15 protein-coding genes are annotated in these 15,901 nt (G+C 63.2%); 14 read left to right on the top strand and 1 reads right to left on the bottom strand.

Annotated features, from left to right (window positions below):
• Window positions 1-6 precede the first annotated feature (6 nt).
• Complete coding sequence (locus WDB91_RS18360) at window positions 7-1,290, bottom strand: TRAP transporter large permease (RefSeq protein WP_339115597.1); 1,284 nt, start codon at window positions 1,288-1,290, stop codon at window positions 7-9.
• A gap of 505 nt (window positions 1,291-1,795) precedes the next feature.
• On the opposite strand from WDB91_RS18360, the gene WDB91_RS18355 reads away from it, so the two are divergent.
• The 14 genes from WDB91_RS18355 (at window position 1,796) to WDB91_RS18290 (ending at window position 15,891) form a co-directional block, all read left to right on the top strand.
• A complete protein-coding gene (locus WDB91_RS18355; protein ID WP_339115596.1) occupies window positions 1,796-3,610 on the top strand; it encodes an iron ABC transporter permease in 1,815 nt (604 codons plus the stop codon).
• 3 nt (window positions 3,611-3,613) lie between these two features.
• Window positions 3,614-4,729 carry an ABC transporter ATP-binding protein gene (locus WDB91_RS18350; RefSeq protein WP_339115595.1) on the top strand — a complete coding sequence of 372 codons (1,116 nt, stop codon included), beginning with the start codon at window positions 3,614-3,616 and terminating at the stop codon, window positions 4,727-4,729.
• Between the two features lie 21 nt (window positions 4,730-4,750).
• A complete protein-coding gene (locus WDB91_RS18345) occupies window positions 4,751-5,860 on the top strand; it encodes an ABC transporter substrate-binding protein (RefSeq protein ID WP_339115594.1) in 1,110 nt (369 codons plus the stop codon).
• Between the two features lie 58 nt (window positions 5,861-5,918).
• The gene (locus tag WDB91_RS18340) at window positions 5,919-6,746 is read left to right on the top strand and encodes an inositol monophosphatase (protein WP_339115593.1); all 828 of its coding nucleotides are present in this window, start codon (window positions 5,919-5,921) and stop codon (window positions 6,744-6,746) included.
• Window positions 6,739-7,371: a dual specificity protein phosphatase gene (locus WDB91_RS18335; protein WP_339115592.1), complete on the top strand. Its 633-nt coding sequence runs from the start codon at window positions 6,739-6,741 to the stop codon at window positions 7,369-7,371. Before WDB91_RS18340 ends, WDB91_RS18335 begins: the two co-directional genes overlap by 8 nt.
• Before the next feature lie 2 nt (window positions 7,372-7,373).
• A complete protein-coding gene (locus tag WDB91_RS18330; RefSeq protein ID WP_339115591.1) occupies window positions 7,374-8,387 on the top strand; it encodes a substrate-binding domain-containing protein in 1,014 nt (337 codons plus the stop codon).
• A gap of 766 nt (window positions 8,388-9,153) precedes the next feature.
• Window positions 9,154-9,666: a MarR family transcriptional regulator gene (locus WDB91_RS18325; protein WP_339115590.1), complete on the top strand. Its 513-nt coding sequence runs from the start codon at window positions 9,154-9,156 to the stop codon at window positions 9,664-9,666.
• A 131-nt stretch (window positions 9,667-9,797) separates the two neighbouring features.
• Window positions 9,798-10,808, top strand: a complete 1,011-nt coding sequence (locus WDB91_RS18320; protein WP_339115589.1) for an ABC transporter substrate-binding protein — start codon at window positions 9,798-9,800, stop codon at window positions 10,806-10,808.
• Window positions 10,809-10,896: 88 nt separating this feature from the next.
• A complete protein-coding gene (locus tag WDB91_RS18315; RefSeq protein WP_339115588.1) occupies window positions 10,897-11,952 on the top strand; it encodes an ABC transporter ATP-binding protein in 1,056 nt (351 codons plus the stop codon).
• Window positions 11,949-12,806 carry an ABC transporter permease gene (locus tag WDB91_RS18310; protein ID WP_339115587.1) on the top strand — a complete coding sequence of 286 codons (858 nt, stop codon included), beginning with the start codon at window positions 11,949-11,951 and terminating at the stop codon, window positions 12,804-12,806. Before WDB91_RS18315 ends, WDB91_RS18310 begins: the two co-directional genes overlap by 4 nt.
• A complete protein-coding gene (locus WDB91_RS18305) occupies window positions 12,803-13,591 on the top strand; it encodes an ABC transporter permease (RefSeq protein ID WP_339115586.1) in 789 nt (262 codons plus the stop codon). Before WDB91_RS18310 ends, WDB91_RS18305 begins: the two co-directional genes overlap by 4 nt.
• A gap of 12 nt (window positions 13,592-13,603) precedes the next feature.
• Window positions 13,604-14,422 (top strand): polysaccharide deacetylase, encoded by an 819-nt coding sequence (locus WDB91_RS18300; RefSeq protein WP_339115585.1) that lies wholly within the window; start codon window positions 13,604-13,606, stop codon window positions 14,420-14,422.
• The gene (locus WDB91_RS18295; protein ID WP_339115584.1) at window positions 14,419-15,144 is read left to right on the top strand and encodes an SDR family oxidoreductase; all 726 of its coding nucleotides are present in this window, start codon (window positions 14,419-14,421) and stop codon (window positions 15,142-15,144) included. The genes WDB91_RS18300 and WDB91_RS18295 overlap by 4 nt, the downstream gene beginning before the upstream one ends.
• 9 nt (window positions 15,145-15,153) lie before the next feature.
• The gene (locus tag WDB91_RS18290; protein ID WP_339115583.1) at window positions 15,154-15,891 is read left to right on the top strand and encodes an SDR family NAD(P)-dependent oxidoreductase; all 738 of its coding nucleotides are present in this window, start codon (window positions 15,154-15,156) and stop codon (window positions 15,889-15,891) included.
• Window positions 15,892-15,901: the final 10 nt, after the last annotated feature.

Genomic DNA, 15,901 nt, shown 5'->3' with positions numbered 1-15,901 from the left:
GGAGGGTCAGTGCAGGCCAAGCGCATGGGGAAGCGCCAGGGTCAGGGAAGGGACATAGGTCAGCACGAAAAGCAGCGCGATTTCGGCCACGAGGAAGGGCAGGGTCACGCGGATGAGCGTCCAGTATTCGAGCTTCACCACGGTCGAAAGGATCAGCAGGACCGACCCCAGCGGCGGCGACAGCAGACCCACGGTGATATTGAAGCAGATCACGATCGCCAGATGCACAGGGTCGATGCCCATTGCCAGTGCCGCAGGCACGAAGATCGGGGCGAAGAGGGCCACAGCCGCTTTTACATCCATCACCATACCCGCGCCGAGGAAGATCGCGTTGATGAGCATCAGATAACCGATCGGGCCCAGGCCCCATCCCTGCACGAGATGCTGGATCGCCTGCGGCCATTCCTCAAGGGCGGCAATATAGGAGAAGGTGGAGATGGCGCAGAGCAGGATGAAGAGCCCACCCAGCATGACGGCGGTGCGCATCAGGCTATCGAGGATGCCGCTGAAGGTCAGATGGCCGTAGCCCATCCCGACGACAATGGCGGCAAGCACGGCCACGGCAGCGGCCTCGGCAGGCGTCATGATGCCGAAAAGCGTACCGCCAAGAATGATCGCGGGCAACATCAGGGCCGGGATGGCGCGCAGGAGCGACGGCCAGAACCGCGGAAGATCCAGATCCTTGCCGCCCGGATGGTCGTCGCGATGGGCAAAATAGGCGTTCATGGCCATCAGCATGACCGCGAGCAGCAGGCCCGGAACGATACCAGCAGCGAAAAGCGCGGTCACATTGGTGCCCATCAGCGCGCCGTAGAAGATCATGATCGAGGAGGGTGGAATGATCGGCCCGATGATCGATGAGGCACCGGTGATGGCCGAGGCATATTCGCGCGTATAGCCACGGCGTTCCATCTCGGGCACCAGCGAGTTGCCGAGGGCCGCCGCATCTGCCGTGGCCGAGCCCGACACACCGGCAAAGAACACGGAGGTCACCACATTCACATGGCCAAGGCCGCCTTTGAGACGGCCGAAGACCGCCATCGAGAATTCGATCAGCGCATTGGCGACGCCGCCGCGGTTCATCAGGTCCCCTGCCAGAATGAAGAGCGGCATTGCGAGGAAGGCGAAGCTGTCGAGCTGGCTGAAGAGGCGTTGGGGAAGCACGGCGAGAAACTGGTCCTTGCCGACGGCAAGGAAGGTCAGGACCGCAGAGGCGCCGATCAGGTAGGCGATGGCCGAGCCCGCCACAAGCGAGATGGAAACAAAGACGATGATGAAGAGTGCGGGCAAAGCCAAGTCCAATCACAGGTAAGTTTTCTGCGACACAGTCAGTATCGCCGCTGGATGGAAAGAGGGAGGAGCTTCTAGAAGTATAGTCCAGGTTTATATTAACAACATTAATATAACTTAATTTCCCTATTTTCAGCGTTTTACCGCTTGGTCTTCCGCCGGTGGTTTTGCAAGTGGATTCAAAGCCTATCTGCCTGATTGGGTGTTTTTTGAGCGGAATGACTGTAAATCGTGCAGCCCTGTAAGCCGCGGCGCGCCGGAGAGTAACCATAAAGAGCGGTGACCGGTCGTTGGTTGGATCTTGCGGACATCATCCGTGCGGGATTTCAGGCGGTCAGGGCAGCGGAGGGATGTTCAGCGATCCACGCGCCGGATATCTCGTCTTTCGTCGCGGCCTGGTGCCGTAAGCCGGCCATGCGCCATTTATTTTGCACATATGTGCAAATTGTCACTTCCCTGTCATGCGCTGCTCCTAGAACAGCCCCGACAACAGGACGGGTGGGCAATGATCGGGTTCGATACAACAGCAGGCAAAGCGGCGCGGTTGCGCCACCGGTTCGCCGTCGCACGGCAGGATCCGACACTCGCGATCGGGCTCGTGCTGCTGGCGGTCTTCTGCGCGCTGATCGTGGCGCCCGTGTGCACCATCCTGTCGGATATCTTCGTCACGCAGGCCGGTGATACGGCGCGCACAGGCGGAGAGGCCGGCAGCTGGACGGGCTATTATCTCGGACGTGCGCTGTTCTCGCGCATGTCGCAGATCCTCTTCTGGACGCCATTATGGAACACGCTCGCCGTGGCAGGCCTCTCGACCGCGCTGGCGCTGGGGATCGGCACGGGGCTCGCATGGCTTCTGGTGCGCTCGGATCTCCGGGGCAGGCGCTGGCTCTCCACCGCGCTCATCGTGCCTTTCATGCTGCCGGCATGGACCTTCGCCCTCGCATGGACTGTGCTCTTCAAGAACGCCACCACCGGTGGCCAGCCCGGCTGGTTCGAGGCGATGGGGCTGCAGCTGCCCGACTGGATCTCCTATGGCGCGGTTCCGACCATCGTGATCATGGTGCTCAACTATATCCCCTTCGTCATCCTGCTGGTGGGCAATGCGCTCAAACGCATGGACAGCCAGCTCGAGAAGGCGGGGCGGATGCTGGGTGCGGGTCGGGGCACCATCGCGCTGCGGATCGTGGTGCCGCTGATGCGGCCTGCGGTGATGTCGGCCTGCCTTCTGATGTTTGCCGATGCGGTGGGCGAGTTCTCCGTGCCCTATGTTCTGGGCCTGCCCGTACATTTCGAGACGCTGGCAACATCGCTCTACCGCGCCATCGGCACCCAGCAGACCGGCATGGCGGCGGTTTTTGCGGGGGTGATCATGCTGGTGGGGATGGTGACGCTGGGCATCGATACATGGATGATGCGCGAGGCCAGACGTTTTGCCACGATCGGAGGCAAGGGCGCGATGGAACGCCGCCGCACTCTGGGGCGCTGGCATCTTCCGGCATTCGGGCTCGTCCTTGGGGTGGTGCTGGTGTCGGTGCTTGTGCCATTGGGGGTGCTCGCACTCTCGACGGTGATGATCCTGCCGGGCCGCTTCAATGCCGCCAATTTCACGCTGGCCTACTGGATCGGCACCGGGCTCGACACGGTCGCGCTCAAGACCGGCATCCTGCGCGCGCCCGAATTCTGGGCGGCGGTCTGGAATTCGGTTCGCATTGTGGGCGCGGCCTCGCTGATGGCGGGCCTCGCGGGGCTGCTGGTGGGCTATGTGGTCACCCGCGTGCCGGTGCGGGCGGTGGGTGTGGCGCTGCGGCAGGTGACCTTCTTCCCCTATCTGGTGCCGGGTATCGCCTTTGCCGCGGCCTTCCTGTCGCTGTTTGCCGTCCCCCACGGGCCGATCCCGGCGCTTTATAGCACGCCCTATATCCTGCTTCTGGCATTGGTGGCCGACCAGATGCCCTTTGCCTCGCGCGCAGGGATTGCGGCGATGACGCAGCTGGGGCGCGAGGTCGAGGAAAGCGCGCGGATCGCGGGGGCGGGCTGGTTGCACCGCATGCGCGCCATCATCGTGCCGATCCAGAAAGGCGCGCTGGTGAGTGCCGTGCTCATGCCTTTCATCTCGGGGATCAAGGGGGTCAGTCTCTTCATCATCCTCGCCGTGCCCGCGACCGATGTGCTGACCACCTATTCCCTACGCTTGATCGATTACAACTACACCCAGGCCGCCAATGCCGTGGTGCTGATGATCGCGCTGATCGCCCTTGCGGGCACGATTGTGATCAACCGGCTCACCCGCAACGGACTGGCCCAAGGTCTGGAGAGCTGACCGATGCCGATGATCCAACTCGACCATCTCGAGAAACGCTATGCCAAAGGCGCGGCCCCCGCGGTCGATGACCTCACGCTCAGCATCGAGCATGGCTCCTTCACCTGTATCCTCGGCCCCTCGGGCTGCGGGAAATCCACCACGCTCAGGATGATCTGCGGGCTCGAGGCCACGACGGGGGGCGAGATCCGCATCGGTGAGCAAGTGCTCGACAGCACCGCCAAAGGCATCTTCGTGCCGCCCGAGAAGCGCGGGCTGGGGCTCGTGTTCCAGTCCTATGCGCTCTGGCCGCATATGACGGTGGCCGAGAATATCGCCTTCGGTCTGAAGGTCGCCCGAATGCCCAAACCTGCGCGCAAGATCCGCGTGGCCGAGATGGTGCGGACCCTGCGTATCGAGGGGCTGGAGAACCGCTATCCCGCCCAGCTGTCGGGCGGGCAGCAGCAGCGGGTGGCGCTCGCGCGCACTCTGGCGGTCTCGCCCGGGGTGCTTCTGCTCGACGAGCCGCTGTCCAATCTCGATGCGGCGCTGCGGCTCTCGATGCGGGCCGAACTGGCGCGGCTGCATCGCGATTTCGGCACCACCATCGTCTTTGTGACCCATGACCAATGGGAGGCGATGACGCTTGCCACCCATATCGCGGTGATGGCCGGGGGACGCCTGCAGCAATTCGGGCGCCCCGACGAGATCTATGGTCAACCTGCCAACCGCTTCGTGGCCGAGTTCATCGGCAACCCGCCGATCAATCTGATCCCCGCACGCAGTCATACCGCCCGTGCGCTGATGCAGGGCGCGCATCCGCAGGGCGAGATGCTTGGTCTCCGTCCGGAGGGGATCTCGCTCGGACACGAGAGCGGCCTTCCGGCGGTGATCGAGGAGATCCTGCCCACGGGCGGGGCGTGGATCATCACCCTCCGCCTTGCCGACGAGGCGGGACCGCTGACGCTGACCCATACCACGCAGCTGCCGCCACGCTGGCAATTGGGGGCACCCGTCTATCTGCGGGCGCGTCCCGAGGCGCTGCATCTTTTCTGTGCGCAGGGCCATGCCCTCGCGCCCCTTGCCTCGCGGATGACCGCAGGGCCTTCCCACTCCCGCGCGCTGGCGGGGCTGGCCTGACCCTTTGTCTAGGAGAGACAGATGAAATCCCTTCCTTATATCGCGGCGCTGACCACCGCGCTTACGTCCCCAGCCTTTGCCGACGGTTTCGACGAGGCGGGGCTTCTGGCCCGTGCCAAGACCGAGCCCGCGCTGACGGTCTATGACAGCACCGGCAAGATCCGCGAACAGGCGGCGGCCTTTGCCAAAGCCTACGGGCTCGAGGCGACCGGCACCAAGGCCAAGGCCCCGCAGATCATCAAGATTGTCTCGGGCGAGGCCAAGGCGGGCAATGTGCAGGCCGATGTGGTGATCCTCTCGGATCTTCCGGCGGCCACCGCGCAGCTCATCAAGCCGGGCTATGTGACAAGCTATGTCCCCGAGGATATGGTGGGCAAGATCGATGCGCGCTATCAGAGCCCGCTCGTGGTCTCGAACGCGCCCGTGGTCTGGGCCTATAATACCGGGCTCAACCAGAGCTGTCCTGTCGATAATATCTGGGCACTGACCGACCCCGAATGGAAGGGGCATGTTTCCATGCCCGACCCGCAGGCCAAGGCGATGTATACCGACTGGTTCAACCAGCTTGCCATGCATTACGATACACAGGTGGCCGCCGCCTATGAGGCACATTACGGCAAGCCCCTGAAGACCGGTTTTGCTTCCGCGACCGAGGCCTTCGTGGCCGCACTGGCGGCCAACCAGCCGCTCCTGACCAATTCCGATAGTGACGTGGCCGCAGCCGTGGGCGCCCCCGATACCACTGAGAATTTCATCGGGATCATGTCCACCGCCAAGTTCCGCGAGAACGAGAACGGGATGAAGCTCGGCATCTGTGCCTCGATGTCGCCGATGGTGGGGCTGTTCTATCCGAGCTTCATGCTTACCATGACTCGGACCGACAGCCCCGCCGCCGCCAAGCTGTTCACCCATTACATGCTGACCGAAGCGGGCTGGGCACCACAGGCGGTTGATGGCAAGATGTCCACCAATCGCGAGAATGCGGTGCCGGCCGACGAACCCTCCGGTGTGGCCGGTTATGCCGACAAGATGCTGAACTATGACACTGCCACCTCGGGCGATGACTGGGTGGCGCGGCAGGACTGGCAGGATCTCTGGGCGCTGGCGCGTGCAGGCCAGCTGGGCCAGTAACCGACGACCCGTTGATCGGGTCCGGTATGCGCCGGACCCCTTTACAGAAAGACCGACCTTGACCCAGATCCCAGACCTCGACGCCCGCGAAGCCTTCCTGTCCGACATGATGGCGCGTGCCACGGCCCTCGCGCTGAATGGCTTCCGCACCCGTAATGCGGGCGATTTCTCCCTCAAGGGGGCTCAGGATTTCCTGACCGAGACCGACCTCGCCGTGGAGGCGCTGATCCGCGCGGAGATCGCGGAACGCTTCCCTCAGGATGCCATCCTGGGCGAGGAGGGCGGCGGCACGCCCGCCCATGCCACATGGGTAATCGACCCGATCGACGGCACCGCCAATTTCGCGCGTGGCGTACCGCATTTCTGCGTGATCGTGGCCTTCTGCCTTGCGGGCGAGGCCGTGCTGGCCGCGATCCACCAGCCGGTAACGGGCGAGCGCTGGCAGGCGCGGCGCGGGCACGGTTGCAGCCTGAACGGGGCGCCCGTCCGCGTGACAAAGACGCCCGATATGGGCACGGCCTGTCTCGAGATGGGCTGGTCGCGCCGTCATCCGCTGGCACCCTATCTGCAGGCGCAGGAGGCGGCGATCACCGCGGGCGCGAATATCCGGCGCTCGGGCTCGGGCGGGCTTGCGCTGGCCTATGTGGCCTCTGGCCGCTCCGACGGCTATCTGGAGATCTCGATGAACAGCTGGGATTGCGTGGCGGGCCTGTTGATGGTGCGCGAGGCCGGCGGGGTGGTGGCGAAGGTGCCGGAGGGCCTCTCACTCCTCGACACGCGCCCCGTGCTGGCCGCCACCCCCGCGATCGCGGCGCAAATGGCGGGGATATCGGGGCTCGATCTGGCCCTGATCTTCCCCGCAGAAGAGGGAGATCGCGATGAATGATCTTGACACGAGCGCGTTACAGGAGGCCTTCCGCAAGGCCGATATCGGGCGCGCGCCACTGCACAGGGTCCATACCGATCCGGCGGGGATCGACCTTTATATCGGCAACAAACACGCAGCCTCCGATCCGGCATTGCTGGCGGCGCACGGGATCGGCACGGTGCTCAATTGTGCCGTGAACCTCGATATCAATATGGTCACCCGTCCCGATCCCGAGGCGCAGGCGCTGCCCTTCGGCTGGGGACCCGTGCGCTATTACAAGCTCGGCATCATCGATGGTGCGGGCAATCCCGCGCCGATGCTGCTGGCGGGCTATTACCAGCTGAAGGGGCTGATCGGTCAGACCCTTCCCGACAAGCCCAGCTATCCGTGGCAGGGGACCGGCAATATCCTCGTGAACTGCCGTGGCGGTCGCTCGCGATCGGTGACACTGGTGGCGCTGTTTTTGCATCTCGAATGCCCCGACACCTATCCCACGCTGCAGGCGGCGATCGACCATATCCGTGTGGCGCGCGCGCTGCACCCTTCGGAATGGCCGCAGGCGCCCAAGCAGGTTCTGGTGGACGCGGCCCTCTGGTCGGCCAGAATGGCACGGATGATCACGCCGTATCTGCCAGAGGGCTAGACATGTCCGACCCCGCCCCGCGCCCTGCCTCCGCCGCCGAAGTGGCGGCCCTTGCGGGGGTCTCGCGCTCCGCTGTATCACGCACCTTCACCGATGGGGCGAGCGTCTCGGCGCGCACGCGGGCCAAGGTGATGGCGGCGGCCGAGGCGCTGAACTATCACGTCAACCATCTGGCGCGGGGATTGTCGAAAGATGCGAGCCGCCCCGTCTGCCTGCTCGCCTCGAACCTGACCCGCCCCTATCACGGGCTGTTGCTCGACGCGCTGACGCGCCGGTTGCAGGCCGCGGGCCGGATGGCGATGGTCATCAATGTCAGCACCGACCCGCAAAGCGCCGGTGCGGCGCTCGCGCAGGCGCTGAGCTACCGCGCCTCGGCGGTGGTCGTGATGTCGGGCACGCCTCCCGCAGATATGGTGACCGCCTGTATCGATGCGGGCCAGAAGGTGATCGCGATCAATCGCGGCGAGGAGTGGCCGGGGGTGCATCATATCCGCATCGATTACCGGCGTGCGATGCAGGAGGCTGTCACGGCGCTACGGGCGGCGGGCTGCGGACGGATCGCGCTTGCTGGCTCGCGCAAGGGCACACCGAGCCTTGCTGCGCGCGAGGCGTTCTTTATCGAGGCCTGCCATGCGCAGGGGATCGATCCGGTGGTCTGGCGCGGCGATGGGTCGGGCTATGCCGAGGGGCAGGAAGCGGCGCAGGCGCTGCTGCAGGGGCAGGCGCCTCCCGAGGGCATCTTCTGCCTGACGGATCTGATGGCCTGTGGGCTGATGGATATGGCCCGCGATACACTGGCACTTGCCATTCCCCGCGATCTTTGCGTGATCGGTTTCGACGATATCCCGCAGGCGGGATGGGCGGGCTATGGGCTGACCAGTTTCGCCCAACCTTATGACCGCATAGCGGCACGGGTCGAGGAGATCCTTCTGGGCGAGGAGCCTGCAAGCCGGTTGGAGACTCCGCTCATCTGGCGGCAAAGCGTGCGGTCGGCGAAGGAATCCCCACGGGGCTGAGGTCAAACGGGTCCAGCTTTCGGGGTAGTTTGATCCGTATGGTGGAGGACGCCCTGAATGGCAGGCAAAGGCGCGAAGCTGGCAAATTTGGTCGTCAGATCGGCGTGACCCGCGCCTGACTTCCTGCCATGAGCGGGATGAGGGGATGCCATGCGGGAAGCGCAAGATGGCCTCCGGAGAGATGCCCGACGCGTTGGCAGCTCTCGTTCTCCTCCGAGGTCCGCCCGAGTTCATAGGGGCCGCGTTGCCCATCGTGGTGCTATCGGCCAGCAGCACTCGAAAGTGTCATGCTTACAGACCGGCGGTCTAAAACGCTCAAACGGCAGGCTATGCACCGGCTGAGGTTCAATGGGTTCGATCCGAATCCGATACGGATACTTTTAATCCTCTCGAAACAGCATTCGGTCACCGCGGCCATGTTGGTTATAATTGTGAGCTATGTGCGGCCAAAGGTGATCGGGGCCATTACGCTGGCCGCGCCATTCGTGGTGATCGCCTAAATCGTCCAGCGCAGTCCCCTGATCGCGATCTCTGCGGCCTGCGTCAGGCAGGCGCTGCTGTATGCGGGCGAGCTCGGGGTGCTGCCGCTGACCTTCGGGGGGCCGCGGACCGACATCCATCCGCTTCGCCAGAGCGATGCTGTTCTGGCGGGCAGCCGCGGTCGGCAGAGGATGAGCCAATAGGAAAAGGATGCGGAGTTTGCTTGAAAATGGCGCATATTTACGTGATGGTATCTTTAAGAAAAGATAATTTATTGGATATCCAGATGGCCTATTCTGTCGATGAGGAACGTGACTTTGTAGACGAGGCGATCTCGCTCTGGACGGAGGAGGTCCCCTATCTGGATACCTCTGGCAAGCAGATCACCGGGCGGATCCTGCGGTTGGCCGAAGCCGTCAACGACCGGATGAACGGCGTGCTGCATGGGCATGGGATCAAATATGGCACCTATGCCATTCTGGCGACCCTGCGCGCGAGCGGTGCCCCCTATGCGATGACACCGAAGTCGCTGCAGGCGACCCTGGTGGTCACGTCTGGCGGGCTTTCCAACCAGATCGCCCGGCTCGAAGCCAAGGGGCTGGTGACACGCGAGGTCGACCCTAGCGATGGGCGCGGTGTGCTGGTGAAACTGACGCCCGAAGGGTGTGCATTGGCCGACAGGACCATGCCACCGCAGGCACAGGCCGAGCGCGATTTCGTGCGGATGCTCTCGCCGGAGGAGCGTCAGCAACTCGAGAACCTTCTGCGGCGTGTGCTGCTCCTTAACGCGCATTCCTGAGGGCATAATGTGTAAATAACAGGCAGGTCCACTCTACTTGCCTTTTGTTTATCTTTCACAAAAGATAAATCTAGACAGAACGATCTCCTCGTCGCAGGTTTGACCCATAAAAACCGACAACAGGGATCAAGATGAAACAGTTTGCAGTTTTCGGCGCGATTCTCGCAGCCGTTGCCACGCCGGCTCTGGCGGAGGATGTTGTGGTGGGCACGTTCGGGGGCTCGTTTGGCGAGGCGGTGGCGCAATGCCATATTGCGCCCTTCGAGAAAGCCACGGGTGATGAGGTCATCACGCAGGAAGGCAGTTCCTCGCAATTCGCCTCGATGGTGCGCGCGACCGGTGGTCACAGCGATTTCGACGTTCTTTACATCGACAATTCCTTTGCCACGCAACTGGGTTCGGAAGGGCTGGTCGAGCCGCTCGATCATGCGAAACTGTCCAATTCGGCTAAGCTCGATCCCAAGGTCTGGGGGCCTGCAGACAGCTTCGTGCAGTTCATGTGGGCCGCGACCGCTATCGCTTATAACCCCAAACTGGTGAAAACCCCGCCCACCAGCTGGAGCGCGATCTTTGATCCGGCCTATAAGGGAAAAATCGCTCTACCGGATATTTCGGGCACCTCGGGCGTGCATTTCCTGATCGCGGCGGCGCGGATGAATGGCGGCAGCATTGACAATCTTGATCCCGGATTTGAGGCAATCGCCAAGCTCGCGCCGGATGTACAAGCCTATTACACGCAGGCAGATCAGCTGATCGGCATGTTCGAGCGTGGCGAGATCGCAATGGCGCCGTGGTATAGCGACCGCACCGCCTCTGCTGCAGCCAGCGGCGTTCCGGTGAAGATCGCCTATCCCGAAGAAGGCGGGATCGGGATCAATGTGACGCTGGTGATCCCTAAAGGCGCTGCCAATCCCGAGGGCGCCTACAAGTTCATCAACGAGATACTCTCGCCCGAGGCGCAATCCTGTCTGGCCGAGAAGATGTATGAAGGCCCCGTGAACCCCGACACCAAACTCGAGGGGGCAGCCGCCGAAGCGGTGCCTACCGCAGTCTATCCGACGCTCTATTTCCCCGATCCCGAGAAGGTCGCGGCAAATGTCGGCGACTGGCGGGCGCGCTGGCAGCGCGAGATCACCCGCTAAGCCAACTTTTTTACCTTGTTTACCTTATCCCCCTGCCCGCAATCGGGCGGGCAGGGGGCGCATGACCAGAAGCCCTACGGAGACCGCCGTGTCCTCACTTTCAATCAAGAACCTCACCAAACGATATGACGATCTGACCGTCGTGAATTCGGTTTCTCTGGAGGTCGGACAAGGGGAGTTTGTTTCTCTTCTTGGGCCGTCGGGCTGCGGTAAGACGACGATTCTGCGCATGATCGCGGGGCTTCTGGACCCGAGCGGGGGGCAGATTCTGTTCGGCGATCAGGACGTGACCCACCTGCCGCCTAACAAGCGCAATATCGGGCTGGTCTTCCAGAGCTATGCGCTGTTTCCGCATCTGACGGTGCATGAGAATGTCGCTTTCGGGTTGCGCCGCCAGAAGGTCAGCGGGCGCGAGCTGGACATGCGGGTGGGAGAGGCCCTCGAGCGGGTCCGTCTGGGCCAGCATGGCGCGCGCTATCCGCGCCAGTTGTCGGGTGGTCAGCAGCAGCGCGTGGCGCTGGCCCGGTCCATCGCACCGCGCCCCTCGATCCTGCTGTTCGACGAACCGCTCTCCAATCTAGATGCACAGCTGCGCGAGGAGATGCAGATCGAGATCAAGCGCCTGCAGGCCGAGCTGAAGATCACATCGCTCTTTGTCACCCATGACCAGCATGAGGCCATGAGCCTTTCCGACCGGATCTGCCTGATGTCGGGCGGCGATATCCAGCAATTCGCGAGCCCCGAGGATGTCTATTTCCGCCCGGCCAACGGATTTGTCTCGGGCTTTGTCGGCAGTCCCAACAAGTTGTCGGGGCAGGTGCGCGGCGGTCGTGTCGCGCTTGCCCATGGGGTAGAACTGGATCTGGACCGGCCCCTGACCGAGGGCATGGCGGTATCGGTCACCCTGCGGCAGGAGGATATCCATCTCGTGCCGGGGGCCGAGGGGCCGCTTGCGGGCACGATCAGCCTGCGTATCTTCGAGGGCGCGCATGTGCAATATGTGATCGCGCTGGGGCAGGGGGTCGAGGTGCTGGCGCGGGTCAATTCGCGCGGACCATTGGCCAATCTGGTGCCTGGCACGCAGGTCGCGCTCGATATCGCCCCCGACCGGATCTTCGTGGCGCAGGCGGAGGGTGTGGCATGACGTCCTCGCGTTGGCTGGGTGCGGGGCTGGTTCTGCCGGTGACCGCGCTTCTATTGCTGTTCTTTCTGGCTCCGACCCTGTTGATGGGGTTGATGAGCCTGCGCAATTATACGGCAGGCAGCGGCATCGGTGCCGACTGGACGCTCGGCAATTATTTCTCGGTCCTGAGCGACGGCTTCTATATCGAGATCATGCTGCGGACGCTGTTTCTGGGGCTGGTGGTGACGCTGGCAACGCTGGTGCTGGGCTTCCCGCTGGCGCTGTTCATCCTGCGCGCCCGTCCTGCGGTTCAAACGGTGACGGTCCTGCTGGTGATATTCCCGCTGCTTTGCAATATCGTCGTGCGCTCCTTTGGCTGGATGGTGCTGCTCTCGCCCAATGGGGTCGTCAACGAGACACTCGAATCCTTCGGGCTGATCTCCGGTCCGCTCGATCTGATGTATAACCTGCTGGGTGTGGTGATCGGGCTGACGCAAATCTATCTGCCGTTCATGGTGCTGCTTCTGGTGCCGGCGCTACAGAACATTCCCGCCGATGTCGAAGCAGCGGCCCTCGGGCTCAAGGCGTCGCGGGGGCGGGCGTTCTTCACCATTATCGTGCCGCTGGCCTTGCCTGGTATCATCACCGGCTCGATCCTCGTCTTCGTTCTCAGCATTTCGGCGCTGGTGACCCCGCGCATGCTGGGCGGCCCGACCTACAAGGTCATGGCGACCCAGATCTATGACGAGTTCATGACCAATCTGAACTGGCCTGCAGGGGCGGCGCTTGCCTTCATCCTGACGGCGATCACGCTCGGGCTCATCTGGGGCGCAAACCGTCTGGCGGCCCGCTATACGAAAGGATTACAGGCATGATCCCGCGTAAATCCTCGCTTTTGCTGACGCTTTTCGCCCTTCTCGTGCTGGTGTTCATGAATGCGCCCACTGTCGTGGTGGTGCTGGCCTCCTTTACCAAGACGAGCTACCTCACGGTGCCACCGCAGGGCTGGACGCTCGATTGGTTTGCCGAAGTGCTGACCGATCGTGGCTATCAGCGCGCGATCTCCACCAGTCTGACACTGGCGGCAGGGGCCACGGCGCTGTCGATCCTGCTGGGGACCGCGGCGAGTTATGCGCTCCATCACCGGCTGGTGCGCGGGCGCGATCTGATCCTGTCACTGGTAATGGCGCCGCTGGTCTTTCCCGCGGTGGTGATCGGGGTGGCGCTGCTGCAGTTCATCTCCCTGATGGGGCTGCGCGGACAGTTCTGGGTCCTGATGCTCGCGCATGTTCTGATCACGCTGCCCTATGTGGTGCGCTCGGCCATGTCCTCGCTCACCGGCCTCAATCCCCAGCTCGAGGAAGCGGCCATGGTGCTCGGCTCGGACCGCTTCACCGCCTTCCGGCTGGTGACGCTGCCGCTTCTGAAACCGGGTCTGGTGGCAGGCGGGATCTTTTCCTTTGTCACCTCGCTCGACAATGTGCCGGTCACCATCTTCCTGCTGACCCCGCGCGAGACGACGCTGCCGACCAAGATTTTCGCCTCCGTCGAGCATGGCGTTGATCCCTCGATCGCGGCGGCCTCGACGCTTCTGGTGCTGGGCACCGCCATCGTTCTTGTTCTGGCCCAGAAATGGGTCTCCTTCACTCGCTTTTTCTGAATTGGAGAGATTATGAGCTTTACCTCCAAAGGCTTCCCGATGATGCTGACCTTCGATCTCGACTGCGAGACGATGTGGACCGCCCGCGACCCCGACGCCCATAAGCGCCCGATCCTTATGTCGCAGGGCGCCTATGGCTGGAAACGCGGGGTCTGGCGGGTGATGGACGTGCTCAAACGCCACGAGATCACCTCCACCTTCTTCGTGCCCGGGCAGGTCGTGGAGGCGCATCCCGAAGTGATCGAGGCGCTGCTGAAAGACGGTCACGAGATTGCCCATCACAGTCATACCCACCGCTGGATCGTGACGCTGACCCCCGAGGAAGAGCGCGAGGAGATGGAACTGGCGCAACAGGCGATCATCAAGGCCACGGGCGAGGCGCCGCGCGGCTGGCGCAGCCCGGCCGCCGAAGTGACCGATGTGACCATGGATCTGATCAAGGAATACGGGTTCTCCTACTCGTCGAATTTCTTTGATGACGATGCGCCTTATTTCCTTAAGGTGCGCGGCGCGCCCATCGATTGTGTGGAGCTGCCCTTCCGCTACATCAATACCGACAGCCCCTATTTCCAGTTCGCCAAGATCCTGCCGGGCCGCACGATCACCTCGCCGCCCCAGGTGGTGGACACATGGAGCTGGGAGTTTGACACGCTTTATGCCGAAGACCGGATGATGGTCACTGCCATGCATCCCGAATTCATCGGCCAGCCCTCGGGGGCCATCGTGCTCGACCGTTTCATCCAGCATATCCGCAAACATGATAATGTCTGGATCGACCGCTGTGACCGGATCTCCGCCGATATGGCGGCGCAGATGAAGGCTGATGCATGAGCATGTTTGCCGGATATCGCGCGGTCATCGTGGGTGGATCTGCCGGCATCGGCCGGGCGACGGCCCTGATGCTGGAGGGACGCGGCGCGCAGGTATTTGTCATTGACCGGAATGACGCTGCGCCTTTCGCCTGTGCGAGGGCCGATCTCGCCGACGCAAGCGCGGTGGAGGCCGCTATGGAGAGCGCCGCGCGCGCGCTTGGCGGGATCGATATCCTTGTCAATTCGGCAGGGATCGACCTCGAGACCCCGAGCGAGGCGGGAAATGACGACGACTGGTCGCATCTTCTTTCGGTCAATCTCTCGGGGCCTATGCGGACCGCGCGTGCGGCCTTCCCCTATCTGGCGGCGTCCGGTCATGGTGCGATTGTCAATGTGTCTTCGGGGGCGGGGCTCAAGCCCATCCCCGATCGCGCGGCCTATTGTGCGTCCAAAGCGGGTCTCGTGATGCTGTCGAAATCCTTGGCGCTGGATTGGGCCGAGGAGGGTATCCGCGTAAACACCGTCTGCCCGGGCGCGGTCCATAGCGATCTGTTCGACCAGTCATGGGCCAACGCCCCCGATCCGCAGGCAAAGCTCTCGGAGATCCGCGACCGCTATGCGCTGCGCCGGATCGCGCAGCCCGAGGAGTTGGCCGAAGCGATCGTCTTTCTTGCCGGTCCCGCCGCCTGTCATATCACCGGCTCCACGCTGGCGGTAGATGGCGGACGCACCTTCTATTGAGGCACTTTAATGCAGCGTTTCCACAACAAGACCGTGCTTGTCACCGGCGGTGCCGGTGGCATTGGCGGAGCGACAGCGCGGCGCTTTGCCGCCGAGGGCGCACGGGTGGCCGTATTCGACCTCCACCCCGCCGAAGCGCCTGCAGAGGCGCATCAGGGTTGGCTGTCGCTGGCCTTCGATGGCACTGACGGAGCGGCGCTGGCCGAAGCCGTGGCACAGGTCGAGGCCGAGTTCGGCCCGGTCGATGTCCTGTTCAACAATCTCGGTCAATCAGGGCGCGAGCGCTCTGCGCTCTTTTGCGAAAGCGAGGAGGAGGTCTGGCGCTTTGTCATGGAGATCAACCTGCTCTCCACCATGCGGGCCTGCCGTCTTATCGGGCCGCAGATGAAGATACGGGGCGCGGGGCGGATCATAAATATGTCCAGCGATGCGGCGCTCTCTGGCGATCTGCGTCTGTCGGATTACGCTGCGGCCAAGATGGGCATCGTGGGCTTTACCCGCGCGCTCGCACAGGAGCTGGCCCCGCATGGTGTGACAGTCAATGCCGTCTGTCCCGGGGCCATCGCGACCGAGGCGCATAACCGCATCCCGCGCGCGACGCTCGATGCGTTGGTGGCTGCCACGCCTGCAGGCTTCATCGCGCAGCCCGAGGAGGTTGCTGGGCTTGTGGCCTATCTCGCCTCCGCCGAGGCGCGTTTCATTACCGGACAGACGATCGCCATCAACGGCGGTCGCAACATGCTCTAGAACCGAGGAC

This window comes from Thioclava sp. GXIMD2076 (genome assembly GCF_037949795.1).
GTDB lineage: Bacteria > Pseudomonadota > Alphaproteobacteria > Rhodobacterales > Rhodobacteraceae > Thioclava > Thioclava kandeliae.
This window is presented reverse-complemented; position numbering and strand designations above follow the sequence as displayed.

What these genes read in the sequence shown, in the direction of transcription:
- WDB91_RS18355 (WP_339115596.1), top strand. Translation starts at nt 1,796, where the DNA reads ATGATCGGGTTCGATACAACAGCAGGCAAAGCGGCGCGGTTGCGCCAC.
- WDB91_RS18350 (WP_339115595.1), top strand. Translation starts at nt 3,614, where the DNA reads ATGCCGATGATCCAACTCGACCATCTCGAGAAACGCTATGCCAAAGGC.
- WDB91_RS18345 (WP_339115594.1), top strand. Translation starts at nt 4,751, where the DNA reads ATGAAATCCCTTCCTTATATCGCGGCGCTGACCACCGCGCTTACGTCC.
- WDB91_RS18335 (WP_339115592.1), top strand. Translation starts at nt 6,739, where the DNA reads ATGAATGATCTTGACACGAGCGCGTTACAGGAGGCCTTCCGCAAGGCC.
- WDB91_RS18330 (WP_339115591.1), top strand. Translation starts at nt 7,374, where the DNA reads ATGTCCGACCCCGCCCCGCGCCCTGCCTCCGCCGCCGAAGTGGCGGCC.
- WDB91_RS18325 (WP_339115590.1), top strand. Translation starts at nt 9,154, where the DNA reads ATGGCCTATTCTGTCGATGAGGAACGTGACTTTGTAGACGAGGCGATC.
- WDB91_RS18320 (WP_339115589.1), top strand. Translation starts at nt 9,798, where the DNA reads ATGAAACAGTTTGCAGTTTTCGGCGCGATTCTCGCAGCCGTTGCCACG.
- WDB91_RS18310 (WP_339115587.1), top strand. Translation starts at nt 11,949, where the DNA reads ATGACGTCCTCGCGTTGGCTGGGTGCGGGGCTGGTTCTGCCGGTGACC.
- WDB91_RS18305 (WP_339115586.1), top strand. Translation starts at nt 12,803, where the DNA reads ATGATCCCGCGTAAATCCTCGCTTTTGCTGACGCTTTTCGCCCTTCTC.
- WDB91_RS18300 (WP_339115585.1), top strand. Translation starts at nt 13,604, where the DNA reads ATGAGCTTTACCTCCAAAGGCTTCCCGATGATGCTGACCTTCGATCTC.
- WDB91_RS18295 (WP_339115584.1), top strand. Translation starts at nt 14,419, where the DNA reads ATGAGCATGTTTGCCGGATATCGCGCGGTCATCGTGGGTGGATCTGCC.
- WDB91_RS18290 (WP_339115583.1), top strand. Translation starts at nt 15,154, where the DNA reads ATGCAGCGTTTCCACAACAAGACCGTGCTTGTCACCGGCGGTGCCGGT.